The organism is Enterococcus villorum (genome assembly GCF_007990225.1).
Classification (GTDB): Bacteria; Bacillota; Bacilli; order Lactobacillales; family Enterococcaceae; genus Enterococcus_B; species Enterococcus_B villorum.
Genome location: NZ_BJWF01000007.1, coordinates 66898 through 85738, shown reverse-complemented (window position 1 = coordinate 85738; position 18841 = coordinate 66898). Strand labels below are relative to the sequence as shown.

The 18841-nt window shown below is 34.7% G+C and carries 13 protein-coding genes and 1 pseudogene; 1 reads left to right on the top strand and 13 read right to left on the bottom strand.

Features of this window, described 5'->3' with window-relative positions; translation table 11 throughout:
- Positions 1-174: 174 nt before the first annotated feature.
- The 3 genes from EVI01_RS04720 to EVI01_RS04710 form a co-directional block, all read right to left on the bottom strand.
- Positions 175-2640, bottom strand: a complete 2466-nt coding sequence (locus EVI01_RS04720) for a cation-translocating P-type ATPase (RefSeq protein ID WP_010752392.1) — start codon at positions 2638-2640, stop codon at positions 175-177.
- A gap of 194 nt (positions 2641-2834) precedes the next feature.
- Entirely contained in the window at positions 2835-3725 is an 891-nt protein-coding gene (locus EVI01_RS04715) for a phosphate ABC transporter substrate-binding protein (RefSeq protein WP_010752393.1), read from the bottom strand.
- Positions 3726-3895: 170 nt separating this feature from the next.
- Positions 3896-4366 carry a hypothetical protein gene (locus EVI01_RS04710; RefSeq protein WP_010752394.1) on the bottom strand — a complete coding sequence of 157 codons (471 nt, stop codon included), beginning with the start codon at positions 4364-4366 and terminating at the stop codon, positions 3896-3898.
- Positions 4367-4574: 208 nt separating this feature from the next.
- On the opposite strand from EVI01_RS04710, the gene EVI01_RS04705 reads away from it, so the two are divergent.
- Positions 4575-4967, top strand: coding sequence for a hypothetical protein (locus tag EVI01_RS04705; protein ID WP_010752395.1), 393 nt, complete (start codon positions 4575-4577; stop codon positions 4965-4967).
- An 86-nt stretch (positions 4968-5053) separates the two neighbouring features.
- Here the strand turns inward: EVI01_RS04705 and EVI01_RS04700 are convergent, their stop codons facing one another.
- The 10 genes and pseudogenes from EVI01_RS04700 to EVI01_RS04660 all read right to left on the bottom strand — a co-directional run bounded on the left by EVI01_RS04700 (position 5054) and on the right by EVI01_RS04660 (position 18684).
- Positions 5054-5632: a hypothetical protein gene (locus EVI01_RS04700; protein ID WP_010752396.1), complete on the bottom strand. Its 579-nt coding sequence runs from the start codon at positions 5630-5632 to the stop codon at positions 5054-5056.
- 60 nt (positions 5633-5692) lie between these two features.
- Entirely contained in the window at positions 5693-6985 is a 1293-nt protein-coding gene (locus EVI01_RS04695) for a hypothetical protein (protein WP_010752397.1), read from the bottom strand.
- 419 nt (positions 6986-7404) lie between these two features.
- Positions 7405-9489, bottom strand: coding sequence for a copper/silver-translocating P-type ATPase CopB (gene copB, locus EVI01_RS04690; RefSeq protein WP_244150160.1), 2085 nt, complete (start codon positions 9487-9489; stop codon positions 7405-7407).
- A 206-nt stretch (positions 9490-9695) separates the two neighbouring features.
- On the bottom strand, positions 9696-11882 hold the full coding sequence (locus tag EVI01_RS04685) for a heavy metal translocating P-type ATPase (protein WP_276324905.1): 2187 nt from the start codon (positions 11880-11882) through the stop codon (positions 9696-9698).
- Complete coding sequence (gene copZ / locus EVI01_RS04680) at positions 11879-12088, bottom strand: copper chaperone CopZ (RefSeq protein ID WP_010752400.1); 210 nt, start codon at positions 12086-12088, stop codon at positions 11879-11881. Before copZ ends, EVI01_RS04685 begins: the two co-directional genes overlap by 4 nt.
- Before the next feature lie 13 nt (positions 12089-12101).
- Positions 12102-12542, bottom strand: coding sequence for a CopY/TcrY family copper transport repressor (locus tag EVI01_RS04675; protein ID WP_010752401.1), 441 nt, complete (start codon positions 12540-12542; stop codon positions 12102-12104).
- Between the two features lie 75 nt (positions 12543-12617).
- Positions 12618-13157, bottom strand: a complete 540-nt coding sequence (locus EVI01_RS04670) for a P-loop NTPase family protein (protein ID WP_010752402.1) — start codon at positions 13155-13157, stop codon at positions 12618-12620.
- A 729-nt stretch (positions 13158-13886) separates the two neighbouring features.
- Positions 13887-13991 (bottom strand): annotated as a pseudogene (locus EVI01_RS14230) (putative holin-like toxin); the annotation flags it as partial.
- 571 nt (positions 13992-14562) lie between these two features.
- Positions 14563-16023 (bottom strand): APC family permease, encoded by a 1461-nt coding sequence (locus EVI01_RS04665; protein WP_010752403.1) that lies wholly within the window; start codon positions 16021-16023, stop codon positions 14563-14565.
- A gap of 567 nt (positions 16024-16590) precedes the next feature.
- Entirely contained in the window at positions 16591-18684 is a 2094-nt protein-coding gene (locus EVI01_RS04660) for a heavy metal translocating P-type ATPase (protein WP_025480742.1), read from the bottom strand.
- Between the last annotated feature and the right edge of the window lie 157 nt (positions 18685-18841).

The following is an 18841-nucleotide window of genomic DNA, read 5'->3' as shown; positions in this document are numbered from 1 at the left end:
TGACGACGAAATATTTTAAAACAAAAAACTTAACCCATCTAGTGAGGGAAGTGAAAACATAAAAAAAATCACTCGTTACGTCTCCTCATTTCCCACAAAAAACTAAATAATTAAAGAAAAAGAAGGCTCGGACTGGATGAATCCAAGTCCTAACCGCCTTTTTAAATTTTCATGCTATTCATTCTTTTCGTTATGGATTTCAACAGAAAATAATGCTTTGAACCATTCGCCGATTGTGCGTTTTTTCTGCTCATTTTTAAGGCGACTATATTTTTCGATGTAATGCGTATATTGTCTAAAGATAGAGTCTGCAGCAAAAAATAATATCACAAGCAACAAAATAGAGACGGGTGAAATGGCTGAAATTGAAAACAACGTATGGAGAAAGACGACTGAAAAAACAATCCCTCCTGCACAAAATAAAATAATTCGACCTCTAAATTGATTTAAGGGCTGACAAATTTTATAGAGGACAAGAAAACCAACAGCAATCAGTAACATAGTGGATGCAGTGGAAACATCAGTTTTATTTAAATTTAAGATAACGCCGCCAATCACTAACATTCCTACTACAGTCATGTCTGTCAGACCCCCAGGAATGGCTTTTTCCATCACATTAAAAATAAATTTCCCTTTGATTCGTTGTTTATTTTCTTCAAGAGCTAGTAAGAATGAAGGTAGCCCAATAGTAAACAGACTAATCAACGTAATTTGTGATGGCTCAAGTGGGTAAGTCAATGCAAACAATACAGAGAAAATTGATAGTAAGAATGAGAAAATGTTCTTAACTAAAAATAAGCTGGCTGATCGTTCAATATTATTTACTACCTTACGTCCTTCTGCTACGATTTCAGGCATTCGTGAAAAATCAGAATCTAATAAAGCGACTTGTGCAGCTTGGATGGTTGCTTCATTACCCGAAGCCATAGCAATACTACAATCGGCTTCTTTCATGGCTAAAATATCATTGACCCCATCGCCTGTCATCGTAACTGTGTTTTGTTGTTTAAGAAGTTGCACGAATGCCATTTTTTGTTCTGGTTTTACCCGCCCAAATACGGTGTATTTTTCAACCGCTTCTAAATAATCTTCTTCCGCAAGTTGAGAAGCATCAATATATTTATCTGCATTGGCAATTCCAGCTTGCAAGGCAACGCTTGAGACGGTTTGAGGGTTATCTCCAGAGATCACTTTGATCGCTACTCCTTGCTCTTCAAAATATGCAAATGTAGCTGGTGCTTCTTTTCTGATAGGATTTGCAATTAGCAAATAAGCCAAAGGAATGACTTCTTCTTCTAAAACAGCCTTTTCTAGTTTTCCTTGATAGCTACCAAAGACTAACACACGGTAACCTTGAGACGTATAATGACTAAATTCATTTTTATAGGTCAAAAAATGATCTCGCAAAACCATTTCTGGTGCGCCTAATACATAGACACCATCTGAAAAAGTGACGCTACTAAATTTTTGAACAGACGAAAAAGGTAACATAGCTAACACTTCTTTATCTGAACCATGGGGAAAAGCTTCTTTAATTGCTTCCATCGTAGCATTATCATTGGCCATCATTTTTGCATAGTCAGAAATCAGTTCTTCTATTCTATCAGCTTTTTGTCTTGCTTGATCGTTAGTAGCAATCAATAATTTTTGAACGGACATTTGATTTTCGGTGATTGTTCCCGTTTTATCTACGCAAAGCACATTTACTCGTGCGAGCGTTTCAATACTTTTCATATCATGCAGCAATACCCGCTGCTTAGCTAAACGTGCAGCACTCATTGCTAGGGCAATTGTCGTTAATAAATAAAGTCCTTCCGGTATCATCCCAATCAAGGCTGCTTCCATGGCTACTACACTTTCTTTGATAGTATCACCATTAAAAAAATAACTTTGTGAAAACAACGTAATACCTAAAGGAATAATAATGATTCCTACCCATTTAATTAGCTTATTCAAAGAGGCAATCATCTCTGACTGTTCGCCTTCGCCCATTTTTTTTGCTTTCGCTGTTAATTGAGAAATATAAGAGTCATACCCAACTTTATCCAAACGGACATAAGCACTGCCAGAAACAATAAAGCTTCCTGACATCAAATAATCATCGACTTCCTTTGTGATTTCATCAGCTTCTCCTGTTAATAAGGCCTCATTCACTTGGAGTTTTCCTGACAAAACAATTCCATCAGCAGGTATTTGTTGCCCGGTTTCTAATAAAACGACATCATCTAAAACTAAATCTTCTAGGTCAATTTTACTTTCGGTACCATTTCTTACAACTGTTACTTTTGCTGAGTTTAAAACATTTAAGTTGTCGAGAATTTTTTTTGATCGAATTTCTTGATAAATGGCAATCCCTGTATTTGCTATAATAACAGGTAAAAAAGTTAAATTTTTGTATGAACCAACTAAGCAAAGTAAGACCGCTAAAACAATAAAGATTAAATTAAAATAAGTGAAGATATTTTGAAAATAGATTTGTTTGTTCGTCTTAAATGAAGTATCGATTGTTTTATTAGTTGCTTGAGCATTTACCCGTTCTAGGACCTGTTTTTCTGTAAGCCCCTCCTTATAATCGGGCGTATATCGAGCGAGGTTGATCTGACTACGCTCATCTTTTGGTTTACGATCAAATATTTTCATTTGTAATTTACCTCGATAGTATTATTACTACTACAATAATACATTTATTGAAAAAAATCCTATAAAACGGCTAAAAAAATCTTTCAATACTGTCATATGAGGTTGCAGAAAATCCGCTACTTTCGTTTCTTTAATCAAAAAAGCATGCCTTTGAAAGACATACTTTTAAGTGGTGTATTTTTATACATGATTCATCATTTCACTTGTCCTGTTTCATCTCGCTCGACTTTCATCGAAGTGATTGGCAAATAACCTAGTTCTTTCACAGGTCCTTGTTGTACATCATCTGTCAACATATAATCCAAAAACTTTTTGACTTCTGGGGAAGGTTCACCTTTAGTATACATGTGTTCATAGGACCAAATCTTCCAGCTGTTGTCAGCTACATTTTCTTCTTTTGGTTCCACACCATCAATACTTAATGCTTGAGTCGTGTCATCTAAATAAGAAAAAGCTAAATAACTAACAGCACCTGGTGTTTGACTAACGATTTGGCGTACAGTCCCTGAAGAATCTTGTTCTTGCGATTGAACTGGTGTAGCACCGTCTAATCCCCATTTCTCAAAAGTTGCTCTTGTTCCACTGCCGTTCGCACGATTAATGACATTGATTTTCTCATCTTTTCCGCCCAGTTCTTTCCAGTTCGTTATTTTACCAGTAAATACATCGATTAATTCTTGTTTTGTAAGATTCTTAACATTCGTGTCTTTATTCACGATGGGTGCCATACCTACAACTGCTACTTTATGATCCACCAATTTGCTTGCATCCACGCCTTCTTTTTCTGTTGCAAAGACATCTGAATTACCAATCGTTACTGCACCAGATTCAACCTGGCTTAAACCTGTACCACTTCCGCCCCCTTGGACAGAAATTTGATAATTTGGATTTTCTTGAACAAAGCTTTCTTGCGCTGCATCAACTAAAGGCTGTAAGGCGGTAGAACCGACCGCTACGATTTTGACTTGATCACCTGAATTATTTGCATTTGCTTGTGTCGCAGAACCGTCCGTACCGCCAGTTCCAGAACCACATCCCGCTAAAACGAGTCCTAAAACACCTAAAGAAAACAATACTTTTTTCATCGATATACCCCTTTCTTATTTACAAACAAAGTATAACAATCTACTGTAAAGCCAGCATATAAAAGGTGTAAATATCCAGTTAAGTTATGTAATTTTCTCGTAAAAAAACATTACCAGAGCATATAATGCCTGATAATGTTTCCTGTGTTGACCGCTCTATTATTTTCAAATCAATTTTCATGAATCGTTTCTTCTTTGATTCTTACCTTAGTAGCAAAGTAAAAACCGACTGCTAGAAAAAAAGAAACGATTGCTAGGTAAAAACTAGGTTTAATAGTTAAAAGATACATTGTAGTATACTGCGTGTCTTTTATGCCGCTTTCACTTAGCCCATTTGGCCCAATAATTATCCGCGGAAGAACAGAAAAAATTGAGGTAAAAACTAACATAAAAATAAAGTGAAGCAATTGCCAATTATAACTATGAACAAACTTATGTGTTAGCAATAAACTAACGCTAACCAAAAAATAAATCATGGTTAAAATAGGAAAATTTTTAATCACAACGATCCCAGTACCACGAATCAGCCCTAAAATTTCCGCGCCTTGAACGATGGCATTGACCCAAGTAAAAGGTAGCAAAAAAATAGGAAAAAACCAAAAAAATAAATACAGGTGTTCAAGTTTTATTTTCTTTTTCATCATTTTACTCCTACGAGATTTTTTCTTTTACTTACTATAAGCGTTTTCTCTAAAAAAATTAGGGGGAAAATCTTTTTTTTTAAAGATAAGGCAATGAGATTTTATTCATTTAATCTACAAATTATAAAAAAAGAATTGATTAATGTTTTTTTGCTTCTAGAATAAAGATAAGAGAAAATTAAATCGAATCGTTTGCGGAGGATGTATTATGGGAAAACAATGGAAATATTTTATGTTACTTTTATTTTTCATTCCGTATGTTTATTTTTCATTATTATTAGATTTTCGTTATCATTCAGTTTTTGGTTTGATTTTTCTGATTTTTCTGTCTTTTTATGCTGGTTTTGTCTTACACAAAAAGAAACAGCTATTCTTTCTCTTTCTTGGAAATGTTAGTACGACAATTACTTCTTATTTAGCTTATCTCTATTTTTCTGATTGGCACTCTTTTTATCAACCATTTCGTCCCACAATGCTTATTTTATTACTTTCGCTATTATATTTGATCCCACAGATGCTTGGGGCTTTTTGGGCTCGAATCTTTACTCATAGAGAAGTTAAAACCATTTCTAGAAAAGATCAACGTAACTATAGAAAATAAATTAGCTATGATTTTCCAGCATTTTTTACCATGCACTTGAAAAATCATAGCTTTTTTCTGAAAGAATAATTAAGCACTATTTTCTCTTAGAGTTCATGCAAATAAATTTTTTTAATAATAATTTTATCAAATAATTGAGATTGACTATCTTGTTCGCCAATGATTTCAGCAATAACAGGCTGACTATTTGGCTTTCTTCGTAACTGATAGTTGATTTTTCCTGTTGCTGTCAGTTCATTCAACATGTCCACTACCCCACCAAAGCCAGTTTTTTTCGTAATGAATCCTAGAGCAACCATTCGCTCATCTAGATTTTTTGCAGAAATCGTCACCCCTGTAATTAAATATCGTTTCAATGTTTGGACTAATTCATCTAATCCTTCAGAAGTAGAAACGATGGACGTCGATTGATCGGGATATTGCTCAAGCAAATCAACACTTTCTGGGTTTAATTCTGTTTTTTCATTAACTGTATGGCGCAATAATTCTAGCTCTTGTAATAACGTTTCATATTGTTCTTGCGTAAGCATGACTCCTGCGACTTTTTCACGATTAAATATATATACACCCGTTTCAGCTTTTCTTGCTTGATCAAACACATCCATCGGCGATCTTTTAACCTCTGTGATCGAAGATGTGGGAACTTCTAATTTCTTTAATTCCAATGGACATCCTCCTTTGTTTTTCTCATTTAGTATAACACACCCACACAAAGATTAAAAAAATCAATTTTTTGTATCAATCCAATAATCAATGTCTGAAAGTAGTCGATCTACTCCAAAAGAGGCTTGATAAAAATATGTTTTTTGATTTTTGCTATTGCTTAGCGGAAAAAAATGATCGGTAATGATTAATTGGGCATAATTAGGCGGTGTACTCCTAGTACAAACATGAATCGAGGTACGCTTTCTATGCCGAAGAGTTTTATCTAATACTGAAGCCAAACGCCGTGCTTCTTCATGGTCGTAGCGAAAAAAAAAGACGATTTTTAATTCTGGAGGATAGATTTCTAAATAACCACGTTCTTGTAACACTTTAAGTAATAGTAGTCCCCATTCAAATGATGGATATGTAAGTGTTTGTTGCAAAGCCATACGGTATTGATAAAGTTTTTCATTGACATTCGGTACCAGACGTAAGCTTTCTTTATACGCATAAAATTCTTCTTTGATGACTCGTTCATGAAGACCAATGGAGTAACGTAGCCATTCTTGATAGATCACTCTAGTAATCGTTGTTTTATTTGTACTTTCAAATTCACTGTTCAACCAGAATAATGAATCTAATTTTTCTGTTAAAGTCATGATTTTTCGATAAATCTGTGTTTGCTCAATTTTTTCCCAATATTTTTCTATGATGATATTACAACTTAAACGCACGATACATCGGTAATTTTTTTCCACTATTGGTAGATGGTATTCATAGCGAAACAACAATTCTGGAAATATTTCAAAAAAGGCTGTATGATTTTCATCTAAAATTTTTACTTCTGTCGTTGGTTGGCGTTGCTCTAACAAATGGATAAATAATTCTGAAAAAGTTTGTTCAGGATCGTCCACAAAAAAAACAGGAAAATCTTTTAAAAAACAAAATAATAGATAACGAATTTTTCGTTCCGAGCCGTAAATTTTCTTTTTTTTATAAGAAAAAGATAAATGATAATCTCCTAACCATTTTCTCAAGCGCTCTTGAGAAGAGCGATCATATTCTTGTTGATAACCATTTTTTAAGATTAAATCTTTTAATAAACAAAACGAAGAAGAATGGATTAGAAAATCAAATAGTAAATAAGGCTCGCTATAACCTTGGTTATAGATCAATTGGACGTTTTTTTTATGTTGGATCAACTGTATAGGAAAATCCCCTTCTTCTAGACGTTTGAGATAGCGATCAATCGTTTTTGCATCTACTAATAATTTTTCTGCTAAATCTGTCTTCTTCCAAGATAAATCTTTCATTTGATTAATTAATATAAAAAGGTTTTGAATATTTTTTGATAATAATTTCTGCCAGTTCATTGGTGCTCCCTCACTTATTTTTGCGCCTTCATTAGAAGTACGATTCTAATACAACTTCCCATATAACAATTACGAAAAAAAATAATTTTTCTTCTAAAAACAAAAAATTCTAATTTAATTTTAACTTATATCAGGAGGAAGCAACTGCCGATTAATTTTCAATGCGGGTTATTTTCGTTGAAAAAGAGTACATGGGCTATTTTGACCTATTAAAAGTGTACGACTTTTATGATGGATAATAAGATGTTCATCATTTTAGAAAAACGAAAAAGGCCAACCTTTACAAAATAGCGCATCTTTTACATTCTGAAAAATTTTTTAATCAAATTTCAGTGTTGTAAGAATAGCTCTATTTTTATAGGATGACCTTTTACATGATGATTTTCTTAGTTCTTTTACTGAATCGTTTTGTAAAACTATTATTTTAATGTTAAAGCATTCAAAGCCACGACAACGGTACTTAGTGACATCAAAACAGCTCCAACTGCTGGGCTTAAAATAAGACCAACTGGTGCTAAAATTCCTACTGCTAAAGGAATAGCAAGAATATTGTAACCTGCTCCCCACCAAAGGTTCTGAATCATTTTTCGTCTTGTTTGTTTAGCTAATACTAAAAAATGCAAAATATCTTTAGGATCGCTATTGGTTAAAACAACATCTGCAGAATCAATGGCAATATCTGTTCCGGCACCAATGGCCATGCCAATCGTTGCACGTGCCAAACTAGGTGCATCATTGATACCATCGCCAACCATAATCACTTTTTTTCCTTGATCAAGATATTTTTGAACGATTGCTTCTTTATCATCTGGCAATAAACCACCATAAAAATCATGGATACCAAGGTATTCAGCCACAGCTTGTGCAGCTTTTTGGTTATCACCAGTTAGCATCACTGGGCGAATATTTTGCTCTTTTATAGCTTGAATAAATTGCTTAGCTTCTGGTTTGATGATATCACCTAATGCGATGACAGCGACTAATTTTTCTTCAATGACTAAAAAACTAATGGTGTTGCCTTGTTCTTCATAAATTTTTAACCGTTCAGAGTCAACCTTTCCACCAACTCTTTGCACTTCTTTTTCGTTAATGATCTTGACTTTTTTCCCTTCGACTAAGGCTTTTAACCCAACACCTGCTAAATTTTCTTGGTCATGAGCCTGGTAAGCAGAAATGTTTTGTTCTTTTAAATAATTCATTATTCCAATGGCAAGTGGATGATTAGCATTGGCTTCTAAAGCCCCGATGTATTTTAAGGCTTCTTCTTTCGTATATTTTTCATCTAAGATTTCAATCCCTGTCACCGTAAACTTTCCTTGTGTTAATGTGCCCGTTTTATCTAACATGATCACATCTAAATTATTGGCTTGTTCCATCGCATTCCGATTTTTTAAAAGCAGTCCATTTTTTGCTGCGATTGAAGTCGAACGAGCGACCACTAAAGGAATAGCTAATCCTAAGGCATGAGGACAGGCAATAATGAAAACTGTGACCATTCGTTCTAACGCATACGGTAAGTTAGATAAAAATAGCCATGCAACAAAGGCTGTAATACCTACTACTAGAGCCACATAGAATAACCATTTTGCTACTTTATCCGATAAAAATTCTAGTCTTGATTTTTCTCCTTGGGCTTTACGCACCATATCCATGACTTTCGCTAAATAGCCGTTCTCACCTGTTCCAGTTACAGTAATTTCAATGGTGCCGTCTCCGTTAATTGATCCACCAATAACCGAATCACCTGTTTGCTTTTTCACACCTTTTGACTCTCCAGTAACGGCGGATTCATCCACGATCGTTTGTCCTTTGACAATCTTCCCGTCTGTGGGCATCTTATCTCCAGCACGCACGATTAAATGATCTCCTTCAACGACTTCCTTCAATGAAATCGTTTCTTCTGTTCCGTCTTTTTTCAAGCGTTTCACAGATTCTGGTAACAATTCGGCTAATTTTTGTAAGGCATTGCTAGCATTAGATACTGCACTCATTTCAATCCAATGACCTAATAACATGATGACAATTAATGTTGCTAACTCCCAGAAAAAGTCCATGACATGACTATGTGGGTTAAGTAAATTTGCCACAAAAGAGTAGATGCTGTAAACATAAGCCACTGTAATTCCCATTGCAATCAAGGTCATCATAGCCGGACTTTTATGTTTTAATTCCATTTTGGCGCCACTTAAAAATGGCTGTCCGCCATAAACAAATAAAATTGTCGCAAGGATCAATACAACCCAATTTGAGCCAGGAAAGGTGAATTGAAAAGGAAGTTCCATACCCATCATAGGTGAGAAAAGAATAATTGGAATCGCTAATATAAGAGAAATCCAGAATTTCTGCTTGAAATTTCCCATATGCATTGAGTGATCCATCCCATCCATATGTCCATGATCCATCTGATTGTGATCCATGTTTTTCATATGTGCATGGTGCATATGACTATGATCCATCTCCATCATATTTGAATGTTCCATGTCTTTCATATGTTTATGGTGCATCTGGCTGTGGTCAATCTCTTTCATAGTGGTCTCTTTTGATTGATGGTTCATTTGTTCATGAGAATCAAAAGAGAGATCTGATGATTTATCTTTTCGATCACTTGATTCAATAGCTGATTTTTTAAGCATTGAATCATGTTCGTTGCTTTCATTCTCTGCTTTCGTTTCTTTTTTCATTTTTTTCATCCCTTTCACTATCCATGGCCTTATCTCAACTTTTTTCGACTTAAACTTAAAGAATTTAACAAAACACTAACTGAACTAAAAGCCATTGCCCCACCAGCAATAATGGGATTTAAATAACCAAGAGCTGCAAAAGGAAGGCCAATCGTATTATAAATGAACGCCCAGAATAGATTTTGTTTGATTTTTTTTAATGTTACCGCCGAAAGTGTGATTGTTTGATAAATGGACGTCAAGTGGCTATTCATTAATGTCACATCTGCTGTTTCCATCGCAATATCCGTTCCACTTCCCATTGCAATCCCAACATCTGCTAACGCTAGAGCTGGCGCGTCATTGATGCCGTCTCCCACCATGCCAACTTTCTTTCCTTCTTTTTGTAGCTGCTCTACATATTTTGCTTTATCTTCAGGCAAAACTTCCGCAAAAATATGTGCAGGATCAATCCCTACTTGTTGACCAATTGCTTGTGCGGCTAATTTATTGTCACCAGTGACCATAAATACTTCGATACCTTGTTGTTGTAATTTTACAATGGCTTCTTTTGCATCTGTTTTGATTTGATCTGCCACAGCGATCATGCCTAATACACGTTCTTCGCTTGCTAAAAACATCACTGTTTTCCCTGCTTGTTCTAATTCTAACGCTTGTTCTTGAAACTCATCAAATGATACGTTCATTTCAATCAAACGTTTTCTTGTCCCAATAAAATAAAATGTATCATTTATTTGTCCACTAATACCTGCTCCCGGATGAGCCTTAAAATCAGTGACTGGAAAAGCTGAAATTCCTTTTTCTTCTCCGTAAGCAACGATCGCTTTTCCTAAAGGATGTTCTGAAGCATATTCAAGTGAATAGAAAAGTGCCAGAGTATCTTCTGAACCGATGATATCAGTTACTTCAGGTAATCCTTTGGTGATAGTTCCTGTTTTATCCAAAATAACGCTATTTAAATGAGCAGCAGCTTCTAATGCTTCTCCGCCTTTAATTAACATACCATTTTTTGCTCCTACACCAGTTCCTACCATAATGGCAGTAGGTGTGGCCAACCCGAGCGCACATGGACAAGCGATCACCAAGACTGAAACACTATGAATCAAAGCTAATTGCCAATCTTTGGTTAAAACCCCCGTGATTACTAATGTCAAAAAGGCAATAATTAAAACAATCGGCACAAAAATACCTGAAATCTTATCCGCGATTTTTTGAATCGGAGCTTTACTCCCTTGCGCATTTTCCACCATTTGGATAATTTGTGCTAACACTGTCTGTTTTCCCACTTGCAAAACTTGCATTTGAAGAAGTCCATTCGTGTTGATCGTCCCACCAAAAATTACATCATTCTCCTTTTTTTCAACCGGAACACTTTCACCTGTTAACATGCTTTCATCAATAGCAGTAGAACCCGTAATGATTCGCCCATCTGTCGGTACCTGCTCTCCTGGACGAATCACAAGAATGTCTTCAACTTCGACTTCATCGATTGGAACCGTTTTTTCTTCCCCGTTTTTCAACACTTGCGCCGTTTTCATCTGAAGAGACATCAATTGTTTAATCGCAGCACCAGTCTTACTTTTTGCTGTGTGTTCTAAATATTTTCCAAGTAAAATCAAAGCAATAATCATACTACTACTTTCAAAATAAAGATCATGCGAATGGCTTGAAAAAAAACCGTTATAGATACTTAACATAAAGGCGGCAGTCGTTCCAATCGCCACTAATACATCCATGTTAGGTGCCTTTGTTTTTAAGGCGTGATAAGCACCTTTATAAAAACGCCAACCCACATAAAATTGAACTGGCAATGCTAAAATCAATTGAACGATTGGTCGATGAAAAAAATAAACGATTCCAGCATGGCTACCTAACAACATGGCTATCATTGAAAGCATAAGTGGTAAAGTCAGAATCATGCTTATAATAAGATCAAATTTCATTTTTTTGAGGTAAGCCTGTTTTTCTTCTGCAATTTTTTGTTTATGCGCTTCATCATATAAAATAGCGCCATAACCAATCGTTTCCACACATTTGATCAACTGATCTGCTGTTGTCTCTTGATACTTCACAGTAGCCTTTTCCGTTGCTAGATTTACTGTGGCAGAAACAACACCAGGTTGATCATTTAATTCTTTTTCAATTCGAGCGGAACAATTTGCACACGTCATACCGGTAATAACAAATGTTTCCATTTTTGTTCGTGCTTCCATCAAATCACCTCTGCTTGATAACCCAGTTCATTGATGACTTGGCAGATTTTTGTTGCTTGAATTTTTGTTTCATCAAATTTAATTTTTCCTGTTTCTTTTTTTAAGTTAACAGTTGCTTTTTTCACACCTTCTAGATGATTTAGTGTTTCTTCTATTCTAGCAACACAATGATTGCAACTCATTCCTTTGATTGAAAATTCTTGTTTCATTGTTCTTTCCTCCTTATTGATGTTGTTTGCATTGGCACTGTCCAGGAATACAATTACATGTAATGGACGCTACTGGTTCTTTGTGATTTAATTGAGTAAAAATGCGATTGATATCTTCTTGCGTCAAAGTAGCTTCTTCGATTAAATCTGCAATTGTTCTCCCGATTTGTTTAGCACAAATATGTGAAAATAGATTTTCAGTTGCACTTTTAACTGTATCTGTTTCAGAAACATTGGGATGATAGATAAACTTTTTCCCCGCCTGTTGCGTCCAAAGAGCTTCTTTTTTGACTAGACGTCCTAAAAGTGTTTTGATAGTAGCTACTTTCCATCCCTTGGAGCTCGCCAATATTTGCGTAATTTCTTGCGCATCTGCCTGACCTAGTGTCCAAATGACACGCATAATTTCCCATTCAGAATCACTGATTTTCATTGGAACAGTTTCTTCACTCATTCTTTCTCCTCCAGCCTTGCGTTTACAACTGTAAACTTAATTCTATTTAAAGATTACAACTGTAAACATAATTTGTCAACCTGTTTGTTTTTCCTTTTTTAAATGATCGATAAGTGCCTGCTGTTCTGCTTTATTATTCAAAATAATCAATCGATCTTTTACTTGAAGAGTCTCAATGAGTTGGATGATTTTCGGCTCATTCTTTTTCTTGAAATGCCAAACAAAAGACAAAAATTCCCAATAGTCTTTATCTAATTTTTCAGAAAAATCAATTGGTACATCTGGTCTTGTTTTTGGGTCTTTTTTTCTTTTGATTGAGCGCTTGATTACTCGATACATCGCCAAATATCTAGGAACGCGTAACAAAATAATTTTATCTGCTTCTTTTATTCTTCTAGTAGCCGTAGCAAGATAATTTCCTTCAATGATCCATGAATCATGTTCATCCATAAATTTCTCTTGTTCGATTTCAAACCATTGTTGGGCTTCTTCACTATAATCTGTAGCAAGCCATAAAAAATCTAATGGTAAGAGTGCAATATCCGTTAAAAGTTGAATCTTTCTGGCAAGCAATGATTTGCCAGCCCCGCTTTGCCCTAAAATGACTATTTTCATTTTACTCTCTCCTTCATCTACTTTTTTGTTTAGTTTATTAATTTATTAATGATATCATGGGAAATAAAAAAAGAGAGAAGCAATTTGTTTCCTTCTCACTGTGAGTGTTTTAGAAAAAGTAAAGAATATATTCTTCTTAAACTCTAAATACGTATAGACGGTATTCAAGTACCATCTCCTCAACAATAAGAGAGAAATTCCTAAAATATGAGAAGCTGTTTTAAAATTTACCTCTTATTCGCTCGGAGCTAAACGCTTCTGTCCCAACTTCTTTATGTGTATGAATTTAAATATAAAAGAGAAATCGTGTTGTTTTTATTTAGAAAAACATTTCTTTCTTACTCGAGCTTTATTGTTTTTACTCGCTTTTTCATATTTAAGCAAGCAACTTTCCTATTCATTTTTTCTATTCCTATTAACGGATAAAAAAGACAACGCACTAAAAATAAATCCTTTGTCTATAGTCTGAGAGATACACTTGTATGTCTTTTTTACACTTTGTTTTTAGCTCAATAAAAACTAACTTCTGTCAATTTAGGAGCCCATTGTGTGAAGTATTTTTTTGTTAAAACAAAACTAACCTTTCTTCACTTTTTTTTCTATCTAGGTTATACTGTATATAAATAAGGAGCTATGCTCTAACATAGCTCCCTGTGTAGCCGTTTAAAACGGTAGCAGATTTTAATACGGAAATAAACCCATCAAACCTCGCTAAAGTTTATGACGGGTTTATTTTTTGTTGTTTTTGCTAATTGTTAGCATAATGCCAAATAAAGCAAGAATAAATGATCCAAATTGCATCATCAAACCAATTGCTTCAGCAACAGACGAAAAATGCTACTCCCTTCTTCTATGAAGTAGGAAAATACACATAGGCATCCCCCCTAAGTAGCTACCGTCATAAACTTACTACAAGTATATTATATCATAAAATGGGGAACCTTAGTTTGGTTAATATGGAAAACAAATTGATCTTTTTTATTTAATTTAAAGGTAATTCTATACGTTTGTACCAAAATTTTCTAAACTATCACAAAAAAGAACGGCACTTCAATCGCACCTTTCATCTGATTAATATAGGATTAATTAGATGAAAGTTTTTGGGAAATCCTACTTTTTTTGTAAATGTTTAGATCATCTAATCTTTTCATCTAGACCGTCTTTCTTGTTCGAACCTTTTTGTTTTTTTCTCGCTTTTTCATATTTAAACATGCAAAAGTAAGTTTAATTTTCATATGTATTTTTCTATTCCTATTGTTTATATCTCTATGTTATATTCCTATTTTAACGGATAAAAAGACAAAGTACTAAAAATAAGTACTTTGTCCACAGTCTGAGAGAAAGAGTTTGTTCCCCTCTTTTTTAAGTTATTAAATAGATTATTTAAACGTTTATCACGTTTTCATTAAGCTTCAACGATCGTCTTTTTTACTTCTTTATTTTTATCTCGGCGTGCAATGGCTGGTAGGATCATTCCTAACATAATTAAAATAATCGGTGTCACAATATTTGAAATTAATTGGAACCACCAAGCTTTAGGATCAGCCGCATACTCTACTTTTGGAACCATTCCCAAGATACATGCAAAGGCTGTGAAAGCAAAACACCAAGCACCAAAGATAAATCCAACTTTAGGATTTTTCACAAATTTGTATTCAGAAGTAAATTTTTTGTATGCTTTGTTCAGCATCATATAAGCTAGGAATACCCATAAATAGCGCATTGGCATCACTACTGAGTTTAAGTTAGTCAACCATTTAACCAGCTCGTTCATATCTTTGATACCAAAAATTGGTAGTAAAATAATGATGCCGACTAATATTCCAGTTAATAAGTAACCATTAACTAATGTTCCTTTTCGGTTTCTTTTACGTAACCATAATGGTACAAATTCTGGATCTGCGTCAGCTAATAAAATTTTCAATGGCGCATCAATTGAAAAAGCTAACGCAGAGATTTGACCAACCATATTTGTCAATGCATAGATGATCATCAATGAGTTCCCAATACCATAGTAGTTACCTAATATTTGGAAGGCACTATAAGCTCCATTGGCCATTAAGTCTTTAGGAATGTTGTCACTAGCAAATAACATCCCCATTGCTACAGAACCTAAAACGGCACAAACACCTACCATCGCAGCTAAGAAAATCATTCCTTTTGGAAACTCTTTTGCTGGGTTTCTTGTCGAGTTTACATAAGGAGAAATTTTTTCAGCTCCTCCTACTGCAAAGACCAACATGGAGACTGTTGTAAAGTAACTAAAATCAAACTTAGGGATATAAGTTTTGACTTCATTCATCCCTGTTGTAGCAAACTCCATACTTGAATTAATAAACGGTGCAGTTACAGCCATAAGAATGAATAATAATGACATCACAAACATGGCAGTTCCTGCCAATCCACCAATTACTTTCAGCGTTGACAGTCCTTTAGTGGATAAATACAAGAAAGCTAAGAAAATAATCAATGAAATTACTGCGACCATTTGTACGGACATCGTATTTACAATGTTTCCGTTTCCTTTTACGGCCCAGCCTCCAGCGATCAAGATTGCTTGAGGTTTTTGCGCTAGATATGGAATGTGGACGACCCAATACGTCCAAGCAGCGTAATACGCCAATCGTTTATTGGACGTCGTATTTTCCACCCAAGAACTAACGCCACCTTTACTGTCTTTGAATGCGGAACCAAGTTGTCCTACGATTAAAGCATAGGGAATAAAATAAATAGCAAGAATTAATAACCATGAAGTAACAACTGAAATTCCTTGTTGTGCATAATTGTTTACGACATTTCCCATGCCCCAAACCATATTAAATGCAATAAGTGCTACGGTAAACCAACGTAATTGTTTATTGTTCATCTGTCCTCTCCTTTACTTTTTATTCACAATAAAACAGTTATACACATGTAATAATAAACAAATTCTTATTGTTTTACAATGGTTCGTTATTTTAATTGTGGATAATTTTAATTTTCACACATTGTTTTAACATTTTATTATCATTTTCCTTTATCCATCGCATTTTTAAAGCGATTATTTACTTTTTCTCGTAGAAAATAAACAAAGTTTCAAAAAAATAAAATCTTCATAGTTATTTTAATGAATTCGTTTACCGCATAGCTGACAGTCGCTGATTCATCTGACCAATCCCATAAAAAAGAAGTTTTCCTTTTATTCGAGTATTTCGAATAAAGGAAAACTTCTTAACTAATAGCCATAAAGACTAGGTTCTGCTCGTTGCCCCTCTATCCAAACACTTTTCAACCTTTGGTATTTATGCAACAAGTTCAATTAGAACAGAAAAAATAATTTTTTCTATTCTCCTTTATTACTTGGTCGCTCTTACTGTTTACAAGGATTTTACCGTATTTTGAAACAGATAATTGGACATTAGGAAATTTTTTCAATTTTATTTGATAAAACAAATCAGGCAATTTTTTTATTTTCTTTTTTTACATGTAAACATCTCATTGCATTTAATACAGCTAAAACTGTTACACCAACATCCGCAAAGACTGCGTCACCCATTGATGCAATGCCTACTGCACCTAAAATTAAGACGAAAATTTTGATTCCAATAGCAAAAACAATATTTTGTTTGACAATTTTTAATGTTTTTCTTGATAAGCGAATGGCATCCACGATTTTTGAAGGCGCATCATTCATGATTACTACATCTGCTGCTTCAATCGCCGCATCGCTTCCAAGGCCACCCATTGCGATCCCTACATCTGCTCTGGCCAATACAGGTGCATCATTGATACCATCTCCAACAAAAGCTGTTTTTTGAGAGCCTTTATCCATGATTTGTTCTAATTTAACTACTTTTTCCTGTGGTAAGAGTTCACTATACACCTGATCAATGCCTAATTCATTTCCAATATGGGAAGCAATCTCTTTGGCGTCGCCAGTAAGCATGACCGTTTGTTTGATACCTGCTTTTTTTAGTTTTTTCAATGCTTCTTTGGCATCGTTTTTTACCGTATCAGCAATGACTAAGCAACCAGCATAGTTCTTATCAACGGCAACATAGATCAACGTGCCTACCGATTGGTTGGCAGGGAAATCTATCTTGTATCGTTTAAGTAGTTTATGATTCCCTACTAAAATCATTTTTCCATCTACTCTAGACTGAATTCCTTCACCGGCAATTTCTTCTGTTTGATCTGTCGGTAATAATGGACCATTATAAGCTGATAAAATGGCTTGAGCAATCGGATGAGTAGAAAACTGTTCAACACTTGCTACATATTCCATAAATAATGATTCATCCATTGACGTTTCAATTTTTTGAACTGAAAAGTTTCCTTTGGTTAATGTCCCAGTTTTATCAAAAACCATCGTCTCTGTATGAGCTAATAATTCGAGGTAATTGCTTCCTTTGATCAACACCCCTATTTTACTTGCTCCACCAATTCCCCCAAAGAAGCTAAGAGGAACAGAGATCACTAAGGCGCAGGGACAAGAAATGACTAAGAAAGTCAATGCTCGATAAACCCAATCATAAAAGGCGGCATTTGGCAGAACTAAAGGCGGCACAATGGCAAGTAAAACAGCCAAACTTACTACTACTGGCGTATAATAACGAGCAAATTTCGTAATAAAATTTTCTGCTGGTGCTTTTTTGCTGCTGGCGTTTTCCACCAATTCTAGTAATTGACTAATCGTTGAATTTTCAAAGTTTTTCTCAACTTCAACGACTAATGGTTGGTTTTTATTAATAAAGCCACTTAATACCGTTTCTCCTGTGAAAACCTCTTTTGGGATTGATTCCCCCGTTAAAGCAGAAGTATCAACCAACGAACGGCCACTGATGACTTGTCCATCTAAAGGCACACGTTCTCCGGGCTTAACCAATATCCGTGCTCCTATAGCCACGTTTTCTGGTTGTGTCGTGATCAATCCTTCATCTGTCTCTACGTGTGCAATTTCTGGACGAATTTCCATTAATGCTCGAATTGATTTTCTTGATTGATTGACGGCAAAACCTTGAAAATATTCCCCTATTTGGTAAAACAACATGACTGCTACAGCTTCTGGATACTCGCCAATCAACATCGCACCAATTGTCGCAATAGCCATTAAAAAGTTTTCATCAAATAACCGACCTTTGGTGATATTCATCGCTGCTCTTTTAATCACATCAAACCCAATCAGTAAATAAACGAGTAAAAAGCCAAATAATCGAACGGGTTCACTTGGTTCCCACACAAATAATGCCAATAAACCAATTGCTGAAATAATGATGCGGATCAGTTCACTTTTTCCATTTTTTTCATCTGGTGAATGAGTGCTTTTTTTAGTAATGGCAGTAACTACAACTTCTGGTTCTAATTCTTTCACTACTTTTTTGGTTTCCGTTTCAATTACTGCCATATTTTTTTCATCTGCATCAATCGTTAATTTACACGTAGCAAAATTCACATTTGCTTGCTTGACACCATTTATTTCATTGACTTTTCTTTCTATTTTCATCGCACAATTTGCACAATCTAATCCATCTAATCGATAACTTTTCATCATTCTCACTCCTTATTTACACATATGAATATCTCTTCATAAGTAATTATATATGAATGAACTGTCATATGTCAAATAGATAATTGAAATTTTTGTTTAAATAAAAAAAACAAGGAAATATAAATTTCCTAGTCTTTAAACATTAATCAAACTATAA